Here is a 22509-nt window from a genome sequence, read left to right on the forward strand (position 1 = left end):
CTCAGCGGCGCCGGTACACCAGGCGCCCGGCCACGACGGTCGCCACGCACGTACCGGCTCCGCGTGCGGCCAGTTCCGCCTCGTCCCGCACGTCGAACACCGCGAACCGGGCGGCGGATCCAGGCGCGCGCTCGGGCTGGAACTCCACCGGGAGCCCGGAGGCGTACGGGTCGAGGGACGGGGTCCCGGCGGGGCGCCCGAGGCGGCCCACGACCCCCAGTCCGGTGCGCCGCACGGCGTCCCGCACCGCACGGTTGGCCAGGGGCGCGCACGCCGCCGCCACCGTGCCGTGCGCCAGCATCCGCTGCACCCCGCGCCGGGCGCTCGCGCCCCAGCGCGCGTCGTCCAGGGCGAGCGCGGCCGGCGCGTCCCCGGTCAGCGGCTCGGTGCCCAGTTCGTCGGCCTCGCGCGGATCCGGGTGGTAGGCCTCCTCCAGCAGCTCCGTGCCGTGGGGGTTCAGGAGGCCGGGCGTGAGGATGCCGGGCCACCGGCGCACTCGCGCGTGCGCGTGGGTGACGGCGAGTTCCTCCAGGGAGGCCGCGGCGACGATCCACTCGCCCTCGACCGCGAGCGCACGGCCCCTGGAGTCCGCGTGAATCGTCAGCACGGCGCGCCTAGTTGGACGTGAGCAGCTTCAGCTCGGGATGTGCCGTCCCGCCCGCGATCGCCGTGGAGGAGATGTGGGACATCACGCGGTCGTCGACCGGGTCGTTCGCCGGGTCGTCGTGGACGACGAGGTGCTCGTACGTCGTCGAGCGCTGCGCCGGGACGCGGCCCGCCCTGCGGATCAGCTCGATGATCTCCAGGCGGTTGGAGCGGTGCTTGGCGCCGGCGGAGGAGACGACGTTCTCCTCCAGCATGATCGAGCCGAGGTCGTCGGCGCCGTAGTGCAGGGTCAGCTGGCCGACGTCCTTGCCGGTGGTGAGCCAGGAGCCCTGGATGTGCCGCACGTTGTCGAGGAACAGGCGGGCGATCGCGATCATCCGCAGGTACTCGAAGAGGGTCGCCTGGGTGCGGCCCTTCAGGTGGTTGTTCTCGGGCTGGTAGGTGTACGGGATGAAGGCGCGGAAGCCGCCCGTGCGGTCCTGCACGTCCCGGATCATCCGCAGGTGCTCGATGCGCTCGGCGTTGGTCTCGCCGGTGCCCATCAGCATGGTGGAGGTGGACTCCACGCCCAGCCTGTGCGCCGCCTCCATGATCTCCAGCCAGCGCTCGCCGGACTCCTTCAGCGGGGCGATGGCCTTGCGCGGCCGCTCCGGCAGCAGCTCGGCGCCGGCGCCGGCGAAGGAGTCGAGACCCGCCTCGTGGATCCGGGTGATCGCCTCCTCGACACTCACGCCGGAGATGCGCGCCATGTGCTCGACCTCGGACGCGCCCAGCGAGTGGATCACCAGCTGCGGGAAGGCCTCCTTGATGGCGCGGAAGTGCCGCTCGTAGTACTCCACGCCGTAGTCGGGGTGGTGGCCGCCCTGGAACATGATCTGGGTGCCGCCGAGCTCCACGGTCTCCGCGCAGCGGCGCAGGATGTCGTCGAGGTCGCGCGTCCAGCCCTTCTCGGTGTCCTTGGGGGCCGCGTAGAAGGCGCAGAACCTGCACGCCGTGACGCACACGTTCGTGTAGTTGATGTTGCGCTCGATGATGTACGTCGCGATGTGCTCGGTGCCCGCGTACAGACGGCGGCGCACGGCGTCGGCAGCGGCGCCGAGCGCGTGCAGCGGAGCGTGGCGGTAGAGGTCGAGCGCCTCCTCTGGAGTGATCCGTCCGCCCGCGGCGGCACGGTCGAGGACGGCTGTGACATCAACAGACGTGAGGTCGGCCTTCTCGGTCACCGGAGCGTCCCTTTCGTAAGGGGTCGGACGGACCGAACCAGCCTACGACAGCCGTTTCCCGCCCCGGGCCCCAGGCTGCTCCCGCGCCACCGACCGGGCTGGGCCCGCACCGATGACCGGGCCGCGCAGGCACCACCGACCAGGCTGCGCAGGCGCTGCCGGGAAGGCCGGGAGTGCGCGGTGCGTCTGCCGCGTACGGGCTGCCTGTCAGACCCTGCCCCGGCTACCGGCCAGGCCCCGCACCGGCTACCGGTCAATCCGCCTACGGGCTACCGGTCAGGCCGCGTACGCGCCGATCAGCAGCCCGACGAACGCGCCCGCGATCAGGAACGGCCCGAACGCGATGGCCGACTTGCGCCCCGCCCGACGGGTGACGACGAGCGCACCGCCGTACAGCGCCCCGAGCAGGAACCCGGCGAAGGTGCCCAGCATCACCGTGGGCCAGCCGTACCAGCCGAGCACGGCGCCCGCGCCGAGCGCCAGCTTCACGTCGCCGAACCCCATGCCCGACGGGTTGACGAGGAACAGCACGAAGTAGCCGCCGCCGAGCGCGAGGGTGCCGTACAGGGCGGTCGGCCAGTGCCCCGCGTGCTCGGGCACCAGGGCGACGAGGCCCAGCAGCGCGAGTGCGGCGCCCGCGAGCGGCAGCGTCAGCACGTCGGGCAGCCGCCGCACCCGGAGATCGACGAGCGCGAGCAGCACCCCGACGGGCGCGAGCAGCAGCCATACTGCGATCTCGGGCCGGGCGCCGGTGGCGGCGGCGAGCACGGCACACACGACCGCGGTGACGACGGCCGTCGGGAACGTGCGGGGTGCTCGGGGGCCGGGGGCGGGACGCACGTCCGGGATCGGGCCCGGAACCGTGGCCGTGTCCCTGTCCCTGGCCCTGTCCCTAGCCATGTCCCTGGCCATGTCCGCGTCCCTGGCCGGGGTCGGAGCCGGGTCCGGAGCCTGGGTCAGGTCCGCCTGTACGGCTCTGTCGGCGTCCTCGGGGGTGGCCGGACCAGTGGTGGGCTCGGCCCTCTCCACGTCCCCGCGCCCGGGCGCATCGGCGTCGCGCGGCGCGGGCGCATCGATGTCACCGGGCTCGGGCGCATCGGCGTCATGACGCTCGGGCGCGTCGGGGTCACGGTGCTCGGGCGCATCGGCGTCGCGGCGCACGGACGGTTCCACGTCCGCGCGTATCGCCGTACCGGCGTCCCGGGAGCCGGAGGCAGCGGTGTCCGCCGCCCCCGCCGTACCCGCAGGCCGCTCCACGGGCCCGGAGTCGGGGTCGGTGGCGCAGCCGGCGCATCGGGCCGGGCCCAGCCAGCCGCGGAGCGGGTGCCCGGCGGGGCAGTGCGCGCGCCAGGGCTCCCCCGCCGGCACGGAGAAGCGGTACGCGGCCCGGGGCAGCAGCGCGCCCGCCGCCGCACCCCACAGCGCGGCGGCGCCGGCCAGCGGCAGCAGGTCGTTCATCCCACTGCGGCGGCGTCGTCGCGCCAGGTCGGCAGGAGTTCGTCCAGCAGCGCCTCGGTGCGTGGTGGCAGGCCGCGGGCGCCGCTGCGGCCGGCGAGGTCGGCGGCGACGGCCCGGAGGCGGTCGGTGTCGCCGGTGGCGTGGGTGGCGCGCAGCAGCTCGTGCCACAGGCGCTCGTCGGCGGGGGCGGTGCGCAGCGCGGCGTTCAGCGCCTCGATGGCCTTCTCCGCGCGCTCCTTCTCCAGGTGGAAGTCGGACAGGGCGAGCCCGATGTCCGCGACGAGCAGCGGGAGTTGGGCGTCGACGATCTCGTGGGTGAGCCAGCGGTAGCGGCCCTCGGGCCGGTCGGCGAGCAGTGGACCGCGGACCAGTACCAGCGCGTCGGTCAGGAGCCGCCCGCGGACGACCCGGCTGTCGACGCCCTTGCCCTGCGTGGCCTCGTGGTACAGCGACCGCAGCACGTCCAGGTCGGAGACGATGGACTTGTCGAGCGTGAGCCGCCCGGCGCCGTCGGTCCGCAGCCGGGGACCGCCGTCGGGGTCGTTGCCGAGCCAGGCGCGCAGCCGCTCCAGGAGCGCCTCCCGTACGTCGTCGGTGACGCCGCGCGGCCACAGCGCCGAGGACAGCACCCGCGGGTGCACACCCTCCCGGTGCAGGAGCAGCAGGGCCAGCGCCTCGTGCAGCAGCGCGCTGCGCTCACCGTCCGGGCTGTCGAGGCCGATGATCTCGTACGGGCCCACCAGCCGCGCGTACACCGCGGGCCGCCCCTGCTCGCTGATGTCGACGAGGAACGGCGGGGTGGTCGTCGGCCCGTCGGGGCCGCTCTCCGGGTCGGCCTCGACGAACAGTTCGACGACCGCCTGCTGCTGGGCCAACGGCAGGCGCTGGGCGTCGAGTTCGAGACCCAGGAGTGGGGCGAGCAGCCTGCCCTCGCTGGTGATCTCCATCTCCCAGGCAGCGCCGGGAAGTTCACCGGATTCGGCGCCGACGAGATACCCGATGCCCAACCGGCTCGCGTCGGCGGCGAGTTCGGCGAGCCTGCGGGCGTCCTCGGCGGAGGGCTGGGCGGCGAGCAGCACCAAATGTGGGGCCCAACGGGTGTGCTGGGCCGGGCCGGTGCGCCCGGTGAGCACCGAGTCGTGCCCGGCGGTGCCGAGCGCCCCGCGCCGCTGTCGCGTCTCGGCCTCCATGGTCTCCAGGAGCGCCTCGATGCCGTCGAGGTGGCGGAGCCGGTTGGGGGCGAGCGGGGTGAGGTCCTGACCGAACCCGACGAGCGTGATGGTCATGCGGTCGGACCAGCCGTTGGTGGCGAGTTCGGCGGCGACGGAGGCGAAGACGGCGGCGCGGTCGGCCTCGCGGCCGCTCAGCGAGACGATGCCGGGCACCGCCTCCAGGTTGAGCAGCAGCCGCGAGTCGTCCATGGTGCCGAGGCTGACGAGGCCGGGGTACGGGGCGGCGGTGTCGACGTCCTCGTACCGCTCGGCGTCGGTGCGCGCCAGCATCCAGAACGTCTCGTCCTGCCCGGTCTGCCACGGCGCGGGCGGCTTCCCGGACGGCTGGGCCAGTTGCAGGTGCAGGTCGCCGCCGGTGAGCCAGGCGGCGTAGACGACGGGGAGCGGCCGGGACTCGGCGGCGAGGGCCGCGGCGAGGGCGCGCAGCGAGCGGTCGAGGAGGCGTACGCCCTCGGGGTCGGCGCCCACCAGCAGGGCGTCCTGCACGTCCAGCGCGTCCCCGGTCGGCATCGGCGGTTCCATGCCGCGCCGCCCGCCGACGGCGCCGAACGCCGACTGCCACAGTGCCTGCCGGCGCCGGCGGCCGAGGGCGCCGAGGAGGCCGGCGGCGAGGAGCGGGGCGCCGAGGAGGGATTCGGGCAGGCCGAAGGAGTGGCCGCCGGACTCCGAGCCGGTGGCGTGCTGGGCGTGCACGGCGTCGGAGGCGGGGCGCTGGGCGGGCACGGAGGCCCGGTCGGCACCGCCGCCCTGCGCGTGGGCGCCTTCCTGCGCGTGGCCGCCGCCCTGGGCCTGCGCACCGCCGCCCCGGGCGTGGTCGCCGGTCCTGGCGTAGTCGTGGATCTGCCGCTGCTCCTGCTCGGAGACCTGGCCCGACGGGGCGGGCAGCTCGACGAGTTCGCCGCCGTGCGCGTCCGCGGGCATCTCCATGATCCAGCCGGGCCGGATGAGGCTGGCCTCGGAGAGCCGGGAACCGTCCGGCTGGACACGGTCCTTGTTGAGCTCGTAGATCTCCTTGTACCGGCGTCCGTCGCCGAGGTGGCGCTGGGCGATCTCCCAGAGGGAGTCGTGGTGCCGGCCCTCGGGAGGCTGGATCCGGTAGTACTTGGTGTCCCCCTGCTTGGCGGCGCCGGTGTCCGCGTGGGCGGCGGCATGGGAGGCCTGCTCGGCCACGGCGGCGGCCGTGCTCGCGGCCTGCTCCTGCTGCTGCGCGAACAGCCCGCCCGGCAGTTGCTGGGCCGCGGCGACCGTGCCCTTCTGGTTCCCCTCCATGCTGTGCCCCAGCTGCGACAGGCCCGGGGTGAGGCTCGCGGCCGTGGCGCCGACGAGCAGCAGCGCGGCGACCAGCTGCCGCGCGAGCAGCTGACTCGGCCCGGCGCCCGGCACCCGACCCGGCACGCCGACGCCGGACAGTGCGGCCTTCACCTCGACCAGCACGCACGCCGTGAACTGCGCCCAGGCGAGCCAGACCACGACGGTGAGGATGTGCAGGAAGGTCGTGACGGTGATCTCCTGCTGCAGCCAGTCCAGGCTGGGCGCCCCGTGCGGCAGCGGCCACCCGACGAGTACGGCGAGCGCACCCGGCACTCCGACGACCAGCACGAGCAGGGCCACGAAGGCGAGGAAAGCCTTCACGACATCCCCGAACGTGCGCCGCCGCACCCGCACCGGCTGCGGCGTCCGGTTCCTCGGGCCCGTCGGGCTTCCGGTCGGACTTGAAGTACTGCGTCGCGCCATGGCGGGAGTCCTGGGTCGTGTGGAGAGGGCGTGGGACACGGGGGTGTGCTGAGCCTACAGAGATCTTATGAGCGGCGACGGGGGCCTGAAGGGGACGGCAACCGCCCCGGCCTCCCCTTCCTCACCGTCCGCCCCCTACGCGCGAGTTGTCCTCACCGAGCCACACCACCCGGCGACCGTGCCCGAAGCGCGCCGTTCGCGACCGCCACGTCACACTCCTCACATTCCCCACACAATCTGTGGTGACCGCTCAAGTACCGCCCACAGAGCCCTGATAGCTTCGTTCTCTCCTGCAACACCTGCCGAACAGCCGAACCCGGGGGAGACCAACCGTGGCCCGCCGCGCCCTGCCCACCACCGCCGCCGTCGCACTCACCGCGACAGCCACCCTCCTGCTCACCGCCTGCGGCGGAAGCGGCAACGCAAAGCCGGACGACATCAAGGGGGCGGACACGGGGGCGGGGAGCCCGTCGGCTTCCGGCTCTCCCTCGCAGACGTCGGGGGTCAAGCGACCTGAGATCAAGCTGCCGAGCGAGTTCCAACTGACTTTCGAGGACTGGACGAGCGGTGACGCCGTCGAGCAAGCCGTCCTCAACGACGCCAAGGAACAACTGCGGGCCGGATACGCAGCAATAATCGGCAACGAGGCAGACGGTGGAGGCGCGCTCGCCTTCTACGACACCCCGTCCGGCCTCTCGCAGGACCGCCAATGGATCAGGACCTACACGAGCAAGAACCTCACCGTCTTCGGCAAACTGCCGGCCTACGACCCCAAGCCCACCCTCCTCGGTGACAAGAAGTCGCGGGCCGTGGTGACGTACTGCACCGACGAGAGCAAGGCGTACACCCGGAACCGCGCGACGAAGGAGGTCCAGGGGAATCCGGCAGGGACGGATCCGAAGGTGTTCTACACCGTCACCCTGGCCAAAAACTCCGACGGCGTCTGGCAGAACGTGTCCACCCGCGGCAAGAGGGGCGGCTGTTGACCATGAGGTCACGGCACGCGCTACCAGTAACGATCACGTCTCTGGCCCTCGCTCTCCTCCTCGCTGCCCCGGCCGGAGCGGTCGGCGGAGGAGGGACCAACACCGGGACACAAAGCGGCAGCCACGGCAAGGACATCTACGCCTCCGCCACCTACTCCCGTATCAAGGTCCGCCAGGTCAGCGGCCCCACCGGGGGCAAGCGCGGCAACCTCTCCTCCGTGGACGTCAACTGGAAACCCCCGGCCTGCTGGTACGAGCCCGTCTTCACCGGTGAAGAGCTGAAGGGCTTCGTCGACCGCACGGACGGCAACGGCGACGTGGGCATCCACGAGTCCTGGTTCGGCAAGGGGCTGTGGACGGACCACTACCGGGACGGCAAGCCGGAGAACAACTTCGACGACGCGTCCAGCACCGCCGTGGGCTACAAGCACTACAACATCGGCAAGGACGGCTACTTCTGGCGCAGCGTCGCGCCGGACGCCGGTGACCCACAGTCCTGGGACTGCGGCAGGATCATGTTCTGGCAGGACGCCGGCGAGGTACCCAGGATCCCTCACGCCCCCACACCCAGGATGCTCGCCGAGTACGCGTACAACCAGGTGAAGGTCCCCGACACCGAGATCGAACTGAAGCCGGAGACCAGGTCCACGGTGAATCTCCCGACCTGGGTCTGGCTGGACAAGGGCACCTTCCGCGACATCAAGGTCCGCGCCGAACTGCCGCACACGAACCTCTGGGCCGAGACGACGGCCAAGCCCGTCGCCCTCCACCTCGAACCGGGCACGGACGACGCCACCACCTACCCCGCCTCGGGCGACTGCACGATCAACAAGGACGGCTCGATCGGCACGCCGTACAAGCAGGGCGACGCGGAGAAGACACCGCCGTGCGGCGTCACGTACCTCCGCGCGACGGACGGCCGGCCGTACCAACTGAAGGCGTCCATCACCTGGCAGATCACCTGGCAGGGCAGCGACGGCAGTGACGGCGACCTCCCCGACGGCACGTTCGAGACGACCCAGGACATGAACGTCCAGGAAATCCAGTCGATCAACCGCTGAGGCGGCCGACGGCGGCGAACACCCGTGGGCGCCCGATCGCGGCGGTGAAGACCGCACGGCGGCGCGGACGGCCGTGAAGGAAGGGCGCGCCCCCTGATGATGCACGAGATCGCGGACATCGAGCAGGAGTTGCTCCGCCTGTCCCACCGCCCTCCGTCCGAGGGGGCACCGCCTGTTCTGTCCGCCTTCGACGTACGGACCACCCGTCCCGTCGCGGAGTTCGACGCGCGGTTGCGCTCGGTCCTGGCGCCTGCGCTGCGGCTGGCGCTCTCGCAGTCGTACGAGGGAGGAGACCTTCCCGTCGACGGACTCCCGGCGTGGTTCGTCGCGTCCCGCCGGGGCGACTCGACGACGGCGCCCGAACCCCTGGGAGAAGGCGCGGATCGCGGTGCCGTAGCGTCCGGACGTGCGTCGTGGGACCTGCAGGAGTGGCTCTACCAGTTCGATCCGGAGTCGGAGTTCCGTGGTTGGGCCTGGTGGGACCTGACGCGCTCGGGCGAGCGTGAAGCGCGTATCTGGGTGGACTCCTGGGGTGAGTCCTTCTTCGCCTGCGACGAACTGCGCTGGCTCTCCTACGTCGCCGGTGGCCCCGACATCGACGGACCTTCCCTCGTCAACGCGGCCGACTGGACCGCCGCGGTCAGCAAAGTCGACGGGACGTGACTGCGGCCCAGGCCCCGCCCGCGTCAGCCGACCTCGTTCTTGGCCACCGCCTGGCCGTGGACGACGACGTCGCCGCCGTAGAACATGCCGGTGAAGACCGGGGAGTACGTCAGCTGGATCTCGACCTGGACCTGCTGTGCGTCGGCCGCCACGCAGTGGCTCGCGGCGATGTCGACGGCCGTCATTCCCATCTCGCGGGCGAAGGCCTTCACGCGGGTGTCGCAGTCCTGGTAGTTGATCGGCGCGGGGCCGCCCTCGTTGTCGTAGAGGGCCTCGCGGTCGATGTCCTGGGCGGCGTAGCGGGCGGCCTGTTCGGCGATGTCGGCGGCGCGTTCGCGTTTGGAGATGGACAGGCCGCCGTCGATGACGAAGGCCGACAGGGACAGGAAGACCAGAGCGAAGAGGATCACCGCGCCGGCGCCCGAGCCCCGGTCGTCCAGCGCCGTGCGGCGGGTGTTGCACCAGGTGCGCACGGCGTTCCCCGTTCGTCCGGCGCCCCTCAACCCTCCGACGCCCCTCATCCGTCCGGCGTCCCACGTACGTCCGGCGTCCCTCATCCGTCCGGCGTCCCTCATGCGTCCGAAGCCGTTCATACGTCCGAGGCCGCTCATGCCGTCCTCCGGAACGGGTCCAGCGGGGAGCTGAAGCTGGCCGACAGCGTCGTCGGGACGTCCAGGCCGAGCATGGCCAGGCCGCGCACCTGGCAGCTCACCTCGACCGTGAAGATGGTGTCGGGCTCGAAGCCCTGGCTCGTCTGGACGACGGAGACCGGGCCGGAGCAGACGTCCGACAGGTCCGCCTCGGCCGCCCTCCTCGCCTCGGCCATCGCCGTCACGTGGTCCTTCTGGATCGAGCCCGCGCGGGCCGCGTCCCGGGCCGCGCCGTCGAGCGCGCCACGGCCGTCGACCAGTTGACCGAAGGCCACCAGGACGAGGATGAAGAGGATCATCACCGGGGCGAGGATCACCACCTCGACGGTGGACAGGCCCCGGTCGTCGTGGCGCGCGAGGCGAAGAGCACTCCGGCGTGGGCAGTTCATCTAGTTCTGCCCCTCCTTCACGAACCTCTCCACCGGCCCCGCCGACTGCGCGTGCACCGTCAGGTCGAGGCCGGGGAACACCGTCGGCACCCGGGCCGAGATCTCCACGCCCACCGTGCCCTGGTCGGGCTGGACCGTCCGGACATCGGGTGACAGGACCAACTGCGGGCCCAGTTGCCGGATGTAGGCGTCCACGACGTCCCGGGCCTCGCCGCGCCAGCCGCCGGGCTGTTCGTCGGCCGTGGCGCGGGCCTTGCGGGCGCCCGCCTGGGCCGCCGCCTGGGCGACGTGGTCGGCGAAGAAGTACAGCGCGAACTGCACGGTGGCGAAGATCATGAAGAAGAGTACGGGGGTGAGAAGCACGAACTCGATCGCGGTCATGCCCGCGTCGCCACCGGTGTCAGCCGCCTCACGCGCGACCCGCACCCTGCGGCGCAACCTTCTTCTCACGTCCGCCAGCATCCCCGTGTACCCGTGTCCCCGTAACCCCGTTGTCCTGTCGCCCCGTTGACCGACAGCGCCGTCGCCCGGCGGCCTCGTACGGCGGTCAGCAGGTCTTGCCCGCGTCCGCGCCCTTGATGCAGTCGCCGACCTTGTTGGCGCCCTCGCTCAGCGCGGAGTTGATGATCGCGGCCACCACGCCGACGATCGCCACGACGACGGCGGAGATGATGACCCACTCCACCGCGGAGGCACCGCGGTCCAGTTCGCCCGAGCGGGCCCGCTCCACACGGCCCCGCAGGAAGGTGACCAGGAAGTCCACGGCCGGGATCCCGGTGTGGAAGTCTCGTCCGTTCATGACAGTTTCCTCTCGACTCAGCTGAAGATCAGGAGATCAGGGGTAGTTGGCGTCCGACGGCCGTCGGCTCACATTGCGTACGACTCACACCTGGAACACCCGCATCGCCGCCGGGAAGATCAGGAAGACCAGGAAGCCGGCGCACAGCAGCAACTGGGCCACGAGCATCGACTGCGACTTCTCACCCGCACTGCCCTCGATCTCGGCCAGTTCGCGGTGGCGCATGGTCTCCGCGCGGGAGGCGAGCGACTCACGCACCTTCGCGCCGTCGTCGGCGACCAGGGCCAGGGAGGCCGACAGGTCCTTCAGCTCCTCCACGCCCAGCTCCTCGCCGAGCTGGCCCAGCGCCTGCCACTGGCTGATGCCGGTGATACGGGCGTCGGCGAGTGCGTTGCGGATGCGCTGGTTCGCCCAGCCGTCGGACACCTCGGCCGCCGCCATCAACGCCTCCGGCAGACCGCGGCCGCCGGCCAGGCTCATCGACACCAGGTCCAGGTAGGCGCCGATGACGCGCCGGAGGTCCCGCCGCTTCTCGGCCGCGTCCCGCCGTACCTCCAGGTCCGGCAGGAAGAAGAAGAGTCCCGCGCACACCAGCGCCAGCCAGACCGGGATGACCGGGCTGCTGCCGAAGCCGAGCGTCCAGACGACGGCGAACAGGAACGGCCCGAAGAACAGCCCCGCGACCGCCAGCAGCGCCTTCGTCGCCAGGAACTTCTCCCAGCTGCGCTCCAGTACGGCCAGGTCCGCGCGCAGCGAGCGCTGCTCCCAGCCCTGCTGGAGATAGAACTCGGCCACACGCGAGCCCATTTCGGACCGCAGCGAGCCGAAGCGCCCGGTCTCCCGGGCCCGGCGCGACGTCTCGTACGCGGATCCCCGCGCCCGCATCGCGTCGATCCGCGCGACCTGGGCGACCGCGCTGCGCTTGGACGGCACGAGGGCGCGTACGAGGGCGTAGACGCCGAGGCCGAGGATCGCGCCGACCACGATCGGCATCGTCAGGTTCACCGTCGTAGCCCCTCTCCCTGCTGGAACGACTGAGGCGGCTGCGACGACTGAGATGCCTGGGACGACTGGGACGGCAGCGACTGCCCAGGCTGACCGGAGTGGCCCGGCTGACCGGCCTGACCTGCCTGGCCGGACTGAGCCGGCGTCCGCGGGCGGACGAACTGCACCGCCGTCTCGTCGCGCACCAGGAAGCGCTCGGGCGTCTCGATGGTGGACAGCTTGCGCAGCCACCAGAAGCCGAGCGCGAACAGTCCGCACACGACCGCGAGGACGAGCTGGCCGACCGCGCTCCCGTACGGCGCCACGAACTCGCGGTTGAAGATGGACAGGCCGAGCACGAAGGCGATCGACACCGCCACCACGATCTGCACCGAGCGGCGGGTGGAGGCCCGTTGGGCCATCACGCGCTGGCGCATGTCGACCTCCTCGCGCGCCGACTTGGCCAGCGCGCCCAGTACTTGGCGCAGACCCGGGCCGCGCAGGCGGGCGTTGAGGATGAGCGCGGCGACGATGATGTCGGCGGACGCGTCGTCGATCTCGTCCGCGAGCATCTGCAGCGCGTCGGGCAGCGGCGTACGGGCGCGCAGCCGGTCGACGAGCGAGTCGAGGTGGGGCCGCAGCACGGGGGCGGCGGCCCGCGCGGACGCCGGGATGGCCTGCTCCAGGCCGACCGCGCCCGCGATCGTGTCGCGCAGCGACTCCGTCCAGGAGGCCAGCGCCTCCACCCGGCGCATGGCGGCCCGTTCCTCGGCCGCGCCGCCGAAGAGCCGGTCCCAGAAGAACACCAGGACACCGGCGGCGATTCCGGCGACCGCCCAGCGGGTGAGCAGCAGGACGACGAGTCCGACGATGGCGGCCAGGGAGCCGCGCTGACCGGCGAACCGGATCAGCTCGTTCGCGCGCCGGCTCGCCTTCCGCTTCTCGTGCTCGGGCTTCGCGGGCAGCCCGCGTACGGCGATCATCAGCAGCGCGAGTCCGCCGCCCACGGCGACGCCGCAGCCGATGGAGTACAGGACGGTGGTGGAGAACAGACCGCCCATGGAGCCGAGCGATCCGCCCGAGCCGAGGGCGAGGGGGCCGGAACCCGATGCCGTGCCCGTCACACCCGTGCGCCCCGGTACCCCCGTCATGCCTGTCATACCCGCCATGGTTGTCATGGCTGCCATGCCGGTCACCCCCAGGATCCGTGGGGCTGGTAGCCGTACGCCATCAGGTCCTCCAGGCAGGCTATGGGTGCGTGCGGCACGACACGGCCGTCGGACGCCTCGGCGAACACCTCGCTGGACAGCACGCGTCCGTCGACGCCGTTGACCTCGCGGACGGAGGTGACCATGCGCTGGAGGCGGCCGCCGGTCTGGTAGTTGTTGCGCCGCTGGATGAAGGCGACGAAGTTCACCGCTCCCGCGATCAGCATCTGGCTGGCCTCGATGGGAAGCCGCTCGGACGCCTGCAGCGCGTAGGTGGAGATGCGGTTGAAGACCTCGCTGGAGCTGTTGGCGTGGATCGTGGACAGCGAGCCGTCGTTGCCCTGCGACATCGCGTTGAGCATGGTCACGATCTCGTCGCCGAGCACCTCACCGACGATGACCCGGGAGGGGTTCATACGCAGCGAGCGGCGGACCAGCTCGGCCATGGAAATGGTGCCCTGGCCCTCGGAGTTGGGCAGACGCTCCTCGAACGCGACCACGTTGGGGTGCAGTTCGGGGAAGGTGTCGAGGCCGAGTTCCAGCGCCCGTTCCACGGTGATGAGGCGCTCGTGCGGCGGGATCTCGTTGGCCAGGGCGCGCAGCAGGGTCGTCTTACCGGCGTTCGTGGCGCCCGCGATCATGATGTTCTTGCGGGCGCGGACCGCGCAGGCGAGGAAGTGGGCGACCTCGGGGGTCACGGTGCCGTTGCCGACGAGGTCGGAGATGAAGACCTTGCCCATGCGGGCGCGGCGGATGGAGAGGGCGGGGCGCCGGGTCACGTCCATGACGGCCGACAGACGCGAACCGTCCGGCAGCCGCAGATCGAGCTGCGGGTTGGCCGAGTCGAAGGGCCGGGAGGAGAGCCCCGAGTACGCGCCGAGCACCTGGATCAGCTCGATGAGCTCCTCGTCGGTCTCCGCGACCGGATCGCCCTTGACCTCGCGCCCGTCGGCGTAGCCGACGAACACCTGGTCGCAGCCGTTGATGTCGATGTTCTCGACCTCGGGGTTGTCGAGCAGCGGCTGCAGCCGGCCCACGCCGAAGAGCGCCGCGTGCACGGCGGCCGCGTACTGCTCCTCGGTCTCGGCGTCGAGAGGGGTGCGACCGGCGTTGATCTCGGTACGGGCGTACTCCTCCAGGATCTGGGCTATGACCGCGCGCGCGTACTGCCGTTCGTCCTCGCCGGACATCGGCGTGACGCCGTTGACCTGGTCGAGGCGGCGCTGCTCGGCGATACGGTCGCCGGCGTCCTGCCGGAACCGCTTGACCAGTTGGTGGTCGACAGCGGTCATCGGCCGGCCTCCGCGTGACCGGTCGGCTGTCCCTGGGTGGGGTGCGTCTGCTGCGGGTACTGGGGCTGGTGGGCCTGCTGGACCTGGGACTGAGCCTGGGCCTGGGCCTGGGGCTGAGTCTGGGCCTGGCGGCTCTGCTGGGACGTCTGAGCCTGCTGAGCCTGGTGCTGCGCCTGATGCACCTGCTGAGCCTGCGTCGCGGCGGCCCACGCGGCGCCGTACTGCTGGTAGACGTCCGCGGTGACCTTGCGGGCCGAGCGGATCAGCAGCGACTTGTCGAGCCGCCCGCGCCTGCGGCCGGCCAACTGGTCGGCGCCGGCCGGGTCGTCGGCGATGGTGCCGACCACGCGGGCGCCCGTCTGGGCGTGCACCAGCATGTCGTTGACCTGGCCGGAGACCTTGCCGGCGCTGTTCGGGTCGGCGACGAGGACGACGCCGACGGCCGGCGTGGCGAGGCTCGCGGCACCGCGCGGGCCGCCGTGCAGCTTGGCGGAGAGCGCGGCGGCGCGGTCCCGGACGCGGGCGAGCGACTCCGGCTCGGTGCGCGCGATCAGCAGGACGAGGGCGGCGTGCGGGAACAGTTCGACGGCGGGCGTGTCCCCGCTGATGCGGCCGCAGTCGGCGATGACGTCGGCGGGCGCGTTCGGGGAGTCGGCGAGGGAGGCGAAGGCGTGGCCGAGGGTGGGCCACAGCCCGGCCAGTCCGGCGGCCTGCTCGGCGACACCGAGCCCGACCAGGACCTCCAGGCCGCCGCTCAACGGCTGTACATGGTCCCAGAGTTGGTCGGGCACGAGGCCGCGGCGCGCGGTCGCGGCGATGGACAGCATGCCGACGTTGGGGTTGAGCGGCCCACCGTGCGCCGCGGCGCTGCGGTAGACGAGGTCGCCGCCGGCCGGGTCGGTCTCGGCGAGCAGGACGCGCCGCGGCCAGACCGCGGCCAGGGCGACAGCGGCGGTGGTGACGCCGGGGGAACCCTTGTCGGCGGCGAGGGCGATGAGGGCCATGGGTGCGCTGCCGCCCTCAGTTGCCGGGAATGGTGACGACGGCGACCTCGCCCGCGGACGCGGCCTGGGTGAGGGCGGCGGCCTCGGAGGCGTCGACGGTGAGGACCACCGGCAGGCTGGTGCTGCTGATGACGTCGCCGCCGGCCCGCTTCACGTCGCTGACCACGGCACGCTCCACCAGCAGGGAGTTGCCGGCGGCGGACGACGAGGAGGACGAGGAGGAGCCCGACGAGCCGCGACTGCTGCCGGCGCTGTCGTTGCCCACGCGGTAGACGGCCACGTTGTCACCGGGCTTGAGGTTGATGGGGTACTGGCCCTCCTTGAGCGAGACCCCGACGGTCGCCTTGCCGGCGCCCATGGAGGTCTTCGCCGCGAACATCTGGCCGACGACCACGGTGCCCGCGTAGAGGGTGGACTTGGCCTGCAGCTTCTCCAGGCTCTGCCGCTGCGACCAGGGCACGAAGTCGGCGCCCGAGTCCTCGGACACCATCACCGAGGTGATCTTGCCTTCGCTGATGGACTCGCCCGCCTGGATGTCGCCCGTCAGCCTGATGACCTCGACCCGGTCCCCGGCGCGCAGGACGAGCATCGTCGCGCCGAGCGCGCCCACCAGGATCAGCAGCACCGCGAGAGCGGCCAGGGCCGGTTTGCGCTCGCGAGGCGGTGCGGGAAGCCGGTCACCGACCGACGGCTGAGCCGGAGCCGCGGAACGTCCCGCGCCCGCCCCCGTACGCTCTTGGATCTTCACGCAACCGCTCCCCGTACACCCAAGAAGATGTGTCAGACTCTCAGCATTCAGGACACTTCGCCCCGTCCCGCACATGCGGGATGCACTGGGCGTACCGCCCGACCTGGGCGATTAGCCACTGCTCGGGTGAGTGTCAAGCGATCGCACCGTATCAGCAGCGCATATCCCCCTCAAGGCGCGCCCGACCTCAGGGGCCTCCTGATGCACGGTGTTGCATGTTTGCAACTGGGCTTTTTTGCAGTGCAGTTGGACGCTACCCCAGCCTGCCCTGAACACTGTGCGGAAGCGAATCCACCACCGAACCGGCAGCGAACGCCCTCCCACTCGGAACAGCACCGACTGAGGCGTTCGTCACGAGGTGACCATCAGGCCCGCACGATTCACTCACGCGAGCGTGCGTCTCCGCCGCCGACGCGGGTCACCCTGGCCAAGTACACCCCTGCCAGGCGGAACTGGACGTGGCTCCCTGCCCAGTCCGGGCCAGCTGTCCACGACTGCCCTCGCACCTTTGACGACGCGCCGCATCACACCAAGGCCGCGTGACCTTGGCCACCCTGACACAAGAGTCGCCTGACGATCCCGCCAACGCCCCGATACCGTTGCGGCCCTTGACTGAAGTCTTGTCTCACGGGGAGTCAACTGTGAAGCGCCGCTCTTTGCCCTTTGCTGTCGCGCTTGCCGCGGCCACGACCTTGCTGCTGAGCGGATGCGGCAATGGCGACACCGACTCGAAGGGCGATGAGAAGGTCGCGGGCGCCGACACAGGGGACCCGCAGCCGTCCTCGTCCGCAAGTTCCGCCAGCCCGGGGAACGTCGACCGCCCGGACATCACTCTGCCCAGTGACGTCAAGGACGACTTCGAGAGCTGGAAGACAGGGGACGCGACCAAGAACGCCATCCTCGCCGACGCCGGTCGAGCGCAGACCGCCACGAACTACGCCATCGTCAAGGGGAATCCGGACGAGCCGGCCCTCGCCTTCTACCGGCAGGGAGACGCCCTCGTCAGTGGCGCCAGGTGGGTCAAGTCGTTCGTGGACGCGGGGATCACCTACACGGGCACCGTGCGGTACTTCAACCCCAGCGTGGTGGTCTACGGAAAGACGTCGGCGGGCGTCACGTTCTGCACCGACGAGACCAAGGCCTTCAACAAGAACAGGAAGACGAAGAAGGTCGACAGGACGCCCGCGGACGACGATTCCTACGTCTACTACAACACGCACTTGAAGAAGAACAAGGACGGCGTCTGGCAGACCACGGAGCTGGCGTCCGAGAGGGGGAGCAAGAAGTGCACCCCGTGAAGCCACGTCGAGGCGGGCCGGTCATCGGCGTCCTCACCATCGCGTGCGTGCTGGTCGCCAGTCCTGCGTTCGCAGCACGTGGTCCGGGTGGCTCCGACGGCGGCGTGAAGACGTCCGGGAAGAAGTCCGGTAACGCCATCGAGTCGCGCATCACCTATTCCGGGACCGGCGGCGGCACCGGCGCGGCCGCCGGGAACGTGACTCCGGTTGGCGACTGGACTCCGCCGGCCTGCTGGTACGAGCCCGTATCGGCGAAGGAGTTCCAGAAGCAGGTCGAAGGCCAGTACAACGAAGTCGTCAATGACCCCCAGCAGCCGAACTACGCCAAGTCGGCGACCGGCCAATTCCGGGACATCTACAAGGACGGCAAATACAAGAACTACAACCTCGACAAGGCGGGCGAAGGCAACTGGTGGGTGGCGGTCCAGGATCCAGCCCGGATGGACGACCCGGACGCCTTCACCTGCAGTGAACTGCCCTTCTGGGTCAAGAACGGCGACACCCCGACCGTGAAGAGCGCCGTCACGCCGCAGATCCTGGCGGAGCTCGCCTACAACAGGATCATCCTCCCGAACACGAAGATCACCCTGGCGCCGAAGGACACCACCAAGGTCAATCTGCCCACCTGGGCCTGGCTGGACAAAGCGACGTTCCAGGAGGTCTCCGTCACAGCGGCCCTCAACGCCGCCGGCCTCGACATCCAGGCGACGACCACGGCGAAACCGGTCGCTCTGAAACTGGAACCCGGCACCGACGACGCGCAGACATACCCCGCCTCCGGCGAGTGCACGATCAATGCCGACGGCTCGATCGGCGAGCCCTACGCCAAGGGCAAGGCCGACCGGACCCCACCGTGCGGCATCAAGTACCTCCGTTCCTCCGCCGACGGAGCCTTCAAGCTCAGGGCAACCGTCACATGGCAGATCAACTGGACCGGCACCGGGGGCACGGGTGGTGATCTCCCCGACGGCACCTTCGGGACCGCCCAGGACGTCACGGTTCAGGAGATCCAGTCCGTGAACCGCTGAGTGATGTGTTGGTCGAGGACATGAGCAGGAGGAACCCCACGAAACGCAGAGGCGAGCAGCTTGGGGTGGCGGCCGAGTGCGCCTCCTGGTGCCGAATCGAAAGGATTCCCACGCCGCCCAAGGAAATACGCCACATCATCGGCAACGCGCCCCTGCGGCCTGCCCGCATGACCCCGCTGGGACCCTCGGTACTCTGGTGGCCGCGCTCTTCGCGCCCCTGGTGATGCTCCTGGCACTCCTCTCAGTGGTGGAGGAAGCAGCACAGCGGCTGCTGAATTCGCATCAGGTTCGCCGACGGGTCCTGGCTGACGGTCGTCACCGACGAGCCGCGCAGCGACATCCATATGCACCTAATGAGGAAGTTGGACCTCGGGTAACGCGCAAAGACTGGCCCTTCACGTCTGACGGCTTCACACCGATCGCAAGGAAGGGGCCCACATAGGCTGGTTTCCTCTGCGGCCGATGAACTCCCGTTTGCGCAGCTCAACCGTGTCGCTCATGTGCGTCAGCCTGCGATCCCGATCCGGCAGCACCAATGGGTGGCTCCCGGTCGGCGGGGCGGTCGAGCTTGAAACGGCTGGTGAACTGGTGACCGAGGGCCGGCCCGAGCTCGGCGATCACGGTCAGGGCGGCGAGAGCCCCTACCACTTGAGCCGTAAGCTGATGCGAGAAGAGGCCCAGCAGGAAAAGCAAGCTGAGCACGGGCACGACAATCGCTTCTCCTTCTCCGATGACCGAGGAGTACCGGCTCGTTGCCCGCCGAGCCTCATTCCCTTCGATCGGCGAGAACTTCACGGCGTCGGCAGCCAGAGTGTGGCCATCCCACCAGGCAGCCTCCGCTCGCACACGCCGCGCGGCCAGGTCCGAGACGGGTACATCGAGAGCGGCGACCAGACGGCTCCGGCTCTCCTGGCCGCATGTACCTGAGAACTAGCACAGCCAGGGAAGCAGCACTCGCGGATGATCCGCGCCGTCACGGAACTCCACACCGAGCACGTCGCCCGTGCACGGGTCCAGCAGCCGCACGAGGCGAGTCACGCCCGTGAGCCCGGCCTCCGGCAGCCACTCGGCCAGGGGAACCTGAAGAATCGACTGGCCGTCGGCCTTCTGGAAGTCGACCACACCCCACCGGTCGGATGAATCCCTCTTCGCACCACCGCCCTCGTGGACGGCCGGCGGAACAAAACTGGCTCGCGCGATGCCGTTCTCCCCGAGGGGATAGGACCGCTCGCGCGCGTGCCCGTCCCTGACGACGATCTCGCCGTCAGCCGTGTAGATCCGTGCACGACGCGCCACGTCCACGGCATGAGCAGAGGCGAGGCGGGGTCGCAGAGCTGGCTCCGGGAGCCTGGTCTCGGAAACCGATCGCCCAGTCAATGCTTGCTGTCCAGGCATCCTGTGCCGGTCTTCGGTTCTGGTCGGCGAGCGCCCTTCACGGAAGCGAGCGGCAAGCGCCGCGGCACGGCTGGGGAGCGACGCCGTCATCCCCAGTGCAGCGTTCCCGCGACGGTGTCGAACAGTTCCACCATGCGGTCCGCCAGCGGATCGACGGGGGTGGAGAAGTTCAGCAGCAGCCAACGGGTGGTCGCGGGGATCGGGACGTAGTACGTGAGGTTGGTGGTCGGCAGGGTGTTGCCCATCTGCGTGTCGGGGTCGGCGGCCTCGCGGCAGCGGTGCCGTACCGCCTTGCCCGCCGCCTCCAGTGCCACGACACCGAGTTCCCCGTTCTCGCCGAGATCCTGCCCGGCCAGGTGCTCGGCCAGCTCGTCCGCATCCGAGGTCTGCGGCCATTCGTCGGGGGCCGGAACACTGATGAGCAGTGAGGACGCCAGCGGCACCGGGCCGACCGTCATCGTGGAGAGGTACAGCTCGGTGCCACCCACTCGATAGGCGTCTTTCGCCCTGCGCTGGAGGTCACGCATGAACTGCTGCTTGAGATGGGGAGCGTTGTCCACACCGCGGAACGTCACGTCGGCGAGGGCGACAATGCCCCGGTCGCGGTCGTCCGGGTCCAGCGAGAGCTGGAACCAGCCGTCCGGAACCACGACTTTGTAGTCCCGGGGCGGCGAGGTGAAGTGATCCGCCGTCTTCATTCCGATCCTCCGGTCGGGAGTCGGTTGATCTGCAAAGTTCGCACGGCTTCGTCGGCCAGCTCCGTGATCTGCTCCGTCAGGGCGATCTTCTCCCATGTCACGGTGACCACGACGAGGCTCTGCAAGCCGGATGGAAAGACGGCCCACTTGACGAACTCGGTGAGCTTGCGGCCGAAGCCGAACAGCCGCTTCACCTGAAGCATGGCCTGGACACGCACCGCCGGGCCGGCCGCCAGGTCGTGCCGGGTGATCTGTGGATCGCCCGTGATCTCGGCATTCGCCCACTGCAGCAGCAAGGGAGTGACCTCGTCGGGGCCGGGCCTCGGCACGCCCTCGTCACCGTACGAATCGACCACCAGGTTGGCGAGGGCCTCGCCCGCCTCCGAGTAGTAGACGGCTGCGAGGACGGGCACGTCCTCGTTCAGGTCGACCGCCCGTTCCACCATGTCGTCGAATACGGCGCTTTTCTCGATCTCCAGCGCCATGGGGTTGAGATCGTTGACGACCGCTGTGGCCAGCGCTTTGGCCTCGGCCTTCGTGCCTTCCTGCAGCGTCAGGTCGACCCAACCGGGCTGGAAGTCAAAAGTGCACTCGAAGGCCTCGGTCAGAGGGACGGCGTCGTCCGATGGGGTCATGCTGTTTCCTTTCGCGCGGGACGTGGCCGTCGGCTCAGCCGAGGAGCGGGTTGAGGTTTCCGTCCAGGCCCAGGCCGCCCAGCGTAATCCCGGCCCCCACGACGGACATCCGGCTGGCGGTGCTGGAGATCTTGTTCAGGGCGTTCACATCGAACTGTCCGCCCAGAGCCGCCGTCCCCAATTTGACGGATTTCAGGTCGGATGCGACTCCGGGGTCGGCCATGGAGAACGACTTGGGGAGACCCTTGAGCAGACTCCCGCCACCGCGCCCGCGCAGCTCGCTCCAGGCCTGGTTGTAGTTGCCGCTCCCCGGCTTGAGAGTCTTGAGGTTGTCGCTCCACGAGCTCTTCGAGAAGGGCTCGGTGAACGGCTCCTTCATCGACTTCCAGACGTCTCCCTTGCCGAGCTTGAACTGCTTTCCGGAAAGGCTGCGCAGATTCTTGTTCGCCCGGCTCACCTGCCGAGCCGTTCGGGCGACTCCGGCCCTGCCCAGGCGACCGAGGGCCCCCTTGGCGAACTTGCCCGCGATCTTCGAGAACCCCTTGCCGACACCCATCATGACAAATCCGAGGGCGGCCAGACCCAGGTCCAGCCACTCCGCGTTCCCCTGGAGGACTTGAACGAAGGTCGCAATAAAGTTGATCAACGTGGCGATCATGGCGATAGCGCCCAAAACACCGGCCAGGGCCTGCCCGATGACCGGAATCCATCCGACGACGAGCGAGAGGATCCCACACCATGTCGCGATGAACGAAGTGATGTCTGCGATCTCTTTGACCAGTGTGTCCCAGAAGCCGTCCTTCAGGGAGTCGTGATTGATGACGGCTTCGATGGAGTCCCGAGCCCGCTTGGCAGCTACGTCGCGGATCTTCTTCGCTTCGTTGATCTTCTCGCGGGCCGCGCTGACGTCGTCCCCGGCCGCGTCGCGTTCCGCCTCGAAGTCCTTGCGGTCCTTGCCGGAGTGGTCCTTCTTGTCCCGGCTCGACAGGCCGTCCAGGCTCTTCTGTGCGGCCCCCTTGCGCTCCTCGGCGTCCTTCGCGTCCTTCAGTGCGGCGTCGGCGATCTCCTGCGCGCGGTTCAGGTCCGAGGCATAGTTCCGCGGGCGGGCATGCAGTTTGTCCTGGTAGCCGCCCCCCTCCTCGACGACCTCGGATCCGATTGCTGTGGCAGCCGTGTCGTATCGCTTGAAAGCCGCCTCGAGCTTCTTGACGTTTCCCTTGGCCTTCTCGCGGAACTCCTTGCCGGCCTTGCTGTCCCAGGCGTCCACCTCGGCAACCGCTTTGAGGTTGCGGATCTGCCGTTCGAGTTCGTCCGCCGTCTTCCGCAGCTGCTTGCCCAGGGCCGCCATGCGATCCGGGTCGCCGGGTACGGGGTCGCTGTCCGCTATCGGATGCCAGTCACGCGGCCGTCCCGTCATG

23 protein-coding genes are annotated in these 22509 nt (G+C 70.2%); 5 read left to right on the forward strand and 18 right to left on the reverse strand.

Annotation, left to right across the window (positions count from 1 at the left end; all coding sequences use genetic code 11):
• Window position 1: 1 nt before the first annotated feature.
• From ACIQ9G_RS14115 to ACIQ9G_RS14130, 4 genes are all read right to left on the reverse strand, one after another.
• Window positions 2-607: a hypothetical protein gene (locus tag ACIQ9G_RS14115; RefSeq protein WP_403608692.1), complete on the reverse strand. Its 606-nt coding sequence runs from the start codon at window positions 605-607 to the stop codon at window positions 2-4.
• A 7-nt stretch (window positions 608-614) separates the two neighbouring features.
• Window positions 615-1829 carry a cyclic dehypoxanthinyl futalosine synthase gene (gene mqnC, locus ACIQ9G_RS14120; RefSeq protein ID WP_403608693.1) on the reverse strand — a complete coding sequence of 405 codons (1215 nt, stop codon included), beginning with the start codon at window positions 1827-1829 and terminating at the stop codon, window positions 615-617.
• A 276-nt stretch (window positions 1830-2105) separates the two neighbouring features.
• Window positions 2106-2789 carry a prepilin peptidase gene (locus ACIQ9G_RS14125; RefSeq protein WP_403608838.1) on the reverse strand — a complete coding sequence of 228 codons (684 nt, stop codon included), beginning with the start codon at window positions 2787-2789 and terminating at the stop codon, window positions 2106-2108.
• A gap of 494 nt (window positions 2790-3283) precedes the next feature.
• On the reverse strand, window positions 3284-6253 hold the full coding sequence (locus tag ACIQ9G_RS14130; RefSeq protein WP_403608694.1) for a BTAD domain-containing putative transcriptional regulator: 2970 nt from the start codon (window positions 6251-6253) through the stop codon (window positions 3284-3286).
• A 332-nt stretch (window positions 6254-6585) separates the two neighbouring features.
• Here ACIQ9G_RS14130 and ACIQ9G_RS14135 point away from each other — a divergent pair, with 332 nt between their 5' ends.
• The 3 genes from ACIQ9G_RS14135 (at window position 6586) to ACIQ9G_RS14145 (ending at window position 8963) form a co-directional block, all read left to right on the forward strand.
• The gene (locus ACIQ9G_RS14135) at window positions 6586-7239 is read left to right on the forward strand and encodes a hypothetical protein (RefSeq protein WP_403608695.1); all 654 of its coding nucleotides are present in this window, start codon (window positions 6586-6588) and stop codon (window positions 7237-7239) included.
• Window positions 7240-7241: 2 nt separating this feature from the next.
• Window positions 7242-8300 carry a hypothetical protein gene (locus ACIQ9G_RS14140; protein WP_403608839.1) on the forward strand — a complete coding sequence of 353 codons (1059 nt, stop codon included), beginning with the start codon at window positions 7242-7244 and terminating at the stop codon, window positions 8298-8300.
• A gap of 96 nt (window positions 8301-8396) precedes the next feature.
• A complete protein-coding gene (locus tag ACIQ9G_RS14145; RefSeq protein ID WP_403608696.1) occupies window positions 8397-8963 on the forward strand; it encodes a hypothetical protein in 567 nt (188 codons plus the stop codon).
• A 23-nt stretch (window positions 8964-8986) separates the two neighbouring features.
• Here the strand turns inward: ACIQ9G_RS14145 and ACIQ9G_RS14150 are convergent, their stop codons facing one another.
• The 9 genes from ACIQ9G_RS14150 to ACIQ9G_RS14190 all read right to left on the reverse strand — a co-directional run bounded on the left by ACIQ9G_RS14150 (window position 8987) and on the right by ACIQ9G_RS14190 (window position 16037).
• Entirely contained in the window at window positions 8987-9484 is a 498-nt protein-coding gene (locus ACIQ9G_RS14150; protein ID WP_403608697.1) for a pilus assembly protein TadG-related protein, read from the reverse strand.
• Window positions 9485-9570: 86 nt separating this feature from the next.
• On the reverse strand, window positions 9571-10002 hold the full coding sequence (locus ACIQ9G_RS14155) for a TadE/TadG family type IV pilus assembly protein (protein ID WP_403608698.1): 432 nt from the start codon (window positions 10000-10002) through the stop codon (window positions 9571-9573).
• Window positions 10003-10464 (reverse strand): TadE family protein, encoded by a 462-nt coding sequence (locus ACIQ9G_RS14160; RefSeq protein WP_403608699.1) that lies wholly within the window; start codon window positions 10462-10464, stop codon window positions 10003-10005.
• An 85-nt stretch (window positions 10465-10549) separates the two neighbouring features.
• On the reverse strand, window positions 10550-10801 hold the full coding sequence (locus tag ACIQ9G_RS14165) for a hypothetical protein (protein ID WP_356187490.1): 252 nt from the start codon (window positions 10799-10801) through the stop codon (window positions 10550-10552).
• Window positions 10802-10885: 84 nt separating this feature from the next.
• Window positions 10886-11806: a type II secretion system F family protein gene (locus ACIQ9G_RS14170; protein ID WP_403608700.1), complete on the reverse strand. Its 921-nt coding sequence runs from the start codon at window positions 11804-11806 to the stop codon at window positions 10886-10888.
• Entirely contained in the window at window positions 11803-12846 is a 1044-nt protein-coding gene (locus tag ACIQ9G_RS14175; protein ID WP_403608840.1) for a type II secretion system F family protein, read from the reverse strand. Before ACIQ9G_RS14175 ends, ACIQ9G_RS14170 begins: the two co-directional genes overlap by 4 nt.
• Window positions 12847-12977: 131 nt before the next feature.
• On the reverse strand, window positions 12978-14285 hold the full coding sequence (locus ACIQ9G_RS14180) for a CpaF family protein (protein ID WP_403608701.1): 1308 nt from the start codon (window positions 14283-14285) through the stop codon (window positions 12978-12980).
• On the reverse strand, window positions 14282-15289 hold the full coding sequence (locus tag ACIQ9G_RS14185) for a hypothetical protein (protein ID WP_403608702.1): 1008 nt from the start codon (window positions 15287-15289) through the stop codon (window positions 14282-14284). The genes ACIQ9G_RS14180 and ACIQ9G_RS14185 overlap by 4 nt, the downstream gene beginning before the upstream one ends.
• A 16-nt stretch (window positions 15290-15305) precedes the next feature.
• A complete protein-coding gene (locus ACIQ9G_RS14190; RefSeq protein ID WP_403608703.1) occupies window positions 15306-16037 on the reverse strand; it encodes a hypothetical protein in 732 nt (243 codons plus the stop codon).
• A 641-nt stretch (window positions 16038-16678) separates the two neighbouring features.
• Here ACIQ9G_RS14190 and ACIQ9G_RS14195 point away from each other — a divergent pair.
• Together ACIQ9G_RS14195 and ACIQ9G_RS14200 are read left to right on the forward strand one after the other, a co-directional pair.
• Complete coding sequence (locus tag ACIQ9G_RS14195; RefSeq protein WP_403608704.1) at window positions 16679-17335, forward strand: hypothetical protein; 657 nt, start codon at window positions 16679-16681, stop codon at window positions 17333-17335.
• A gap of 47 nt (window positions 17336-17382) precedes the next feature.
• Entirely contained in the window at window positions 17383-18363 is a 981-nt protein-coding gene (locus ACIQ9G_RS14200) for a hypothetical protein (RefSeq protein WP_403608705.1), read from the forward strand.
• A gap of 483 nt (window positions 18364-18846) precedes the next feature.
• On the opposite strand, the gene ACIQ9G_RS14205 is transcribed toward ACIQ9G_RS14200, so the two are convergent.
• The 5 genes from ACIQ9G_RS14205 to ACIQ9G_RS14225 all read right to left on the reverse strand — a co-directional run bounded on the left by ACIQ9G_RS14205 (window position 18847) and on the right by ACIQ9G_RS14225 (window position 22508).
• Window positions 18847-19158 (reverse strand): hypothetical protein, encoded by a 312-nt coding sequence (locus tag ACIQ9G_RS14205; RefSeq protein WP_403608706.1) that lies wholly within the window; start codon window positions 19156-19158, stop codon window positions 18847-18849.
• Between the two features lie 135 nt (window positions 19159-19293).
• The gene (locus ACIQ9G_RS14210) at window positions 19294-19659 is read right to left on the reverse strand and encodes a hypothetical protein (RefSeq protein ID WP_403608707.1); all 366 of its coding nucleotides are present in this window, start codon (window positions 19657-19659) and stop codon (window positions 19294-19296) included.
• 185 nt (window positions 19660-19844) lie between these two features.
• Window positions 19845-20456 carry a hypothetical protein gene (locus ACIQ9G_RS14215; RefSeq protein WP_403608708.1) on the reverse strand — a complete coding sequence of 204 codons (612 nt, stop codon included), beginning with the start codon at window positions 20454-20456 and terminating at the stop codon, window positions 19845-19847.
• Entirely contained in the window at window positions 20453-21091 is a 639-nt protein-coding gene (locus tag ACIQ9G_RS14220; RefSeq protein WP_403608709.1) for a hypothetical protein, read from the reverse strand. Before ACIQ9G_RS14220 ends, ACIQ9G_RS14215 begins: the two co-directional genes overlap by 4 nt.
• A 34-nt stretch (window positions 21092-21125) precedes the next feature.
• The gene (locus ACIQ9G_RS14225; protein ID WP_403608710.1) at window positions 21126-22508 is read right to left on the reverse strand and encodes a hypothetical protein; all 1383 of its coding nucleotides are present in this window, start codon (window positions 22506-22508) and stop codon (window positions 21126-21128) included.
• Window position 22509: the final 1 nt, after the last annotated feature.

This window comes from Streptomyces sp. NPDC096152, assembly GCF_044763235.1.
GTDB lineage: Bacteria > Actinomycetota > Actinomycetes > Streptomycetales > Streptomycetaceae > Streptomyces.

Excerpts from the sequence above, each read along its gene's own strand:
- ACIQ9G_RS14150 (WP_403608697.1), bottom strand. The coding sequence starts at position 9,484 with ATGAGGGGCGTCGGAGGGTTGAGGGGCGCCGGACGAACGGGGAACGCC.
- ACIQ9G_RS14180 (WP_403608701.1), bottom strand. The coding sequence starts at position 14,285 with ATGACCGCTGTCGACCACCAACTGGTCAAGCGGTTCCGGCAGGACGCC.
- ACIQ9G_RS14220 (WP_403608709.1), bottom strand. The coding sequence starts at position 21,091 with ATGACCCCATCGGACGACGCCGTCCCTCTGACCGAGGCCTTCGAGTGC.
- ACIQ9G_RS14140 (WP_403608839.1), top strand. The coding sequence starts at position 7,242 with ATGAGGTCACGGCACGCGCTACCAGTAACGATCACGTCTCTGGCCCTC.
- ACIQ9G_RS14215 (WP_403608708.1), bottom strand. The coding sequence starts at position 20,456 with ATGAAGACGGCGGATCACTTCACCTCGCCGCCCCGGGACTACAAAGTC.
- ACIQ9G_RS14155 (WP_403608698.1), bottom strand. The coding sequence starts at position 10,002 with ATGAACTGCCCACGCCGGAGTGCTCTTCGCCTCGCGCGCCACGACGAC.
- ACIQ9G_RS14225 (WP_403608710.1), bottom strand. The coding sequence starts at position 22,508 with ATGACGGGACGGCCGCGTGACTGGCATCCGATAGCGGACAGCGACCCC.
- ACIQ9G_RS14175 (WP_403608840.1), bottom strand. The coding sequence starts at position 12,846 with ATGGGCGGTCTGTTCTCCACCACCGTCCTGTACTCCATCGGCTGCGGC.
- ACIQ9G_RS14185 (WP_403608702.1), bottom strand. The coding sequence starts at position 15,289 with ATGGCCCTCATCGCCCTCGCCGCCGACAAGGGTTCCCCCGGCGTCACC.
- ACIQ9G_RS14130 (WP_403608694.1), bottom strand. The coding sequence starts at position 6,253 with ATGGCGCGACGCAGTACTTCAAGTCCGACCGGAAGCCCGACGGGCCCG.
- ACIQ9G_RS14160 (WP_403608699.1), bottom strand. The coding sequence starts at position 10,464 with ATGCTGGCGGACGTGAGAAGAAGGTTGCGCCGCAGGGTGCGGGTCGCG.
- ACIQ9G_RS14165 (WP_356187490.1), bottom strand. The coding sequence starts at position 10,801 with ATGAACGGACGAGACTTCCACACCGGGATCCCGGCCGTGGACTTCCTG.
- ACIQ9G_RS14145 (WP_403608696.1), top strand. The coding sequence starts at position 8,397 with ATGATGCACGAGATCGCGGACATCGAGCAGGAGTTGCTCCGCCTGTCC.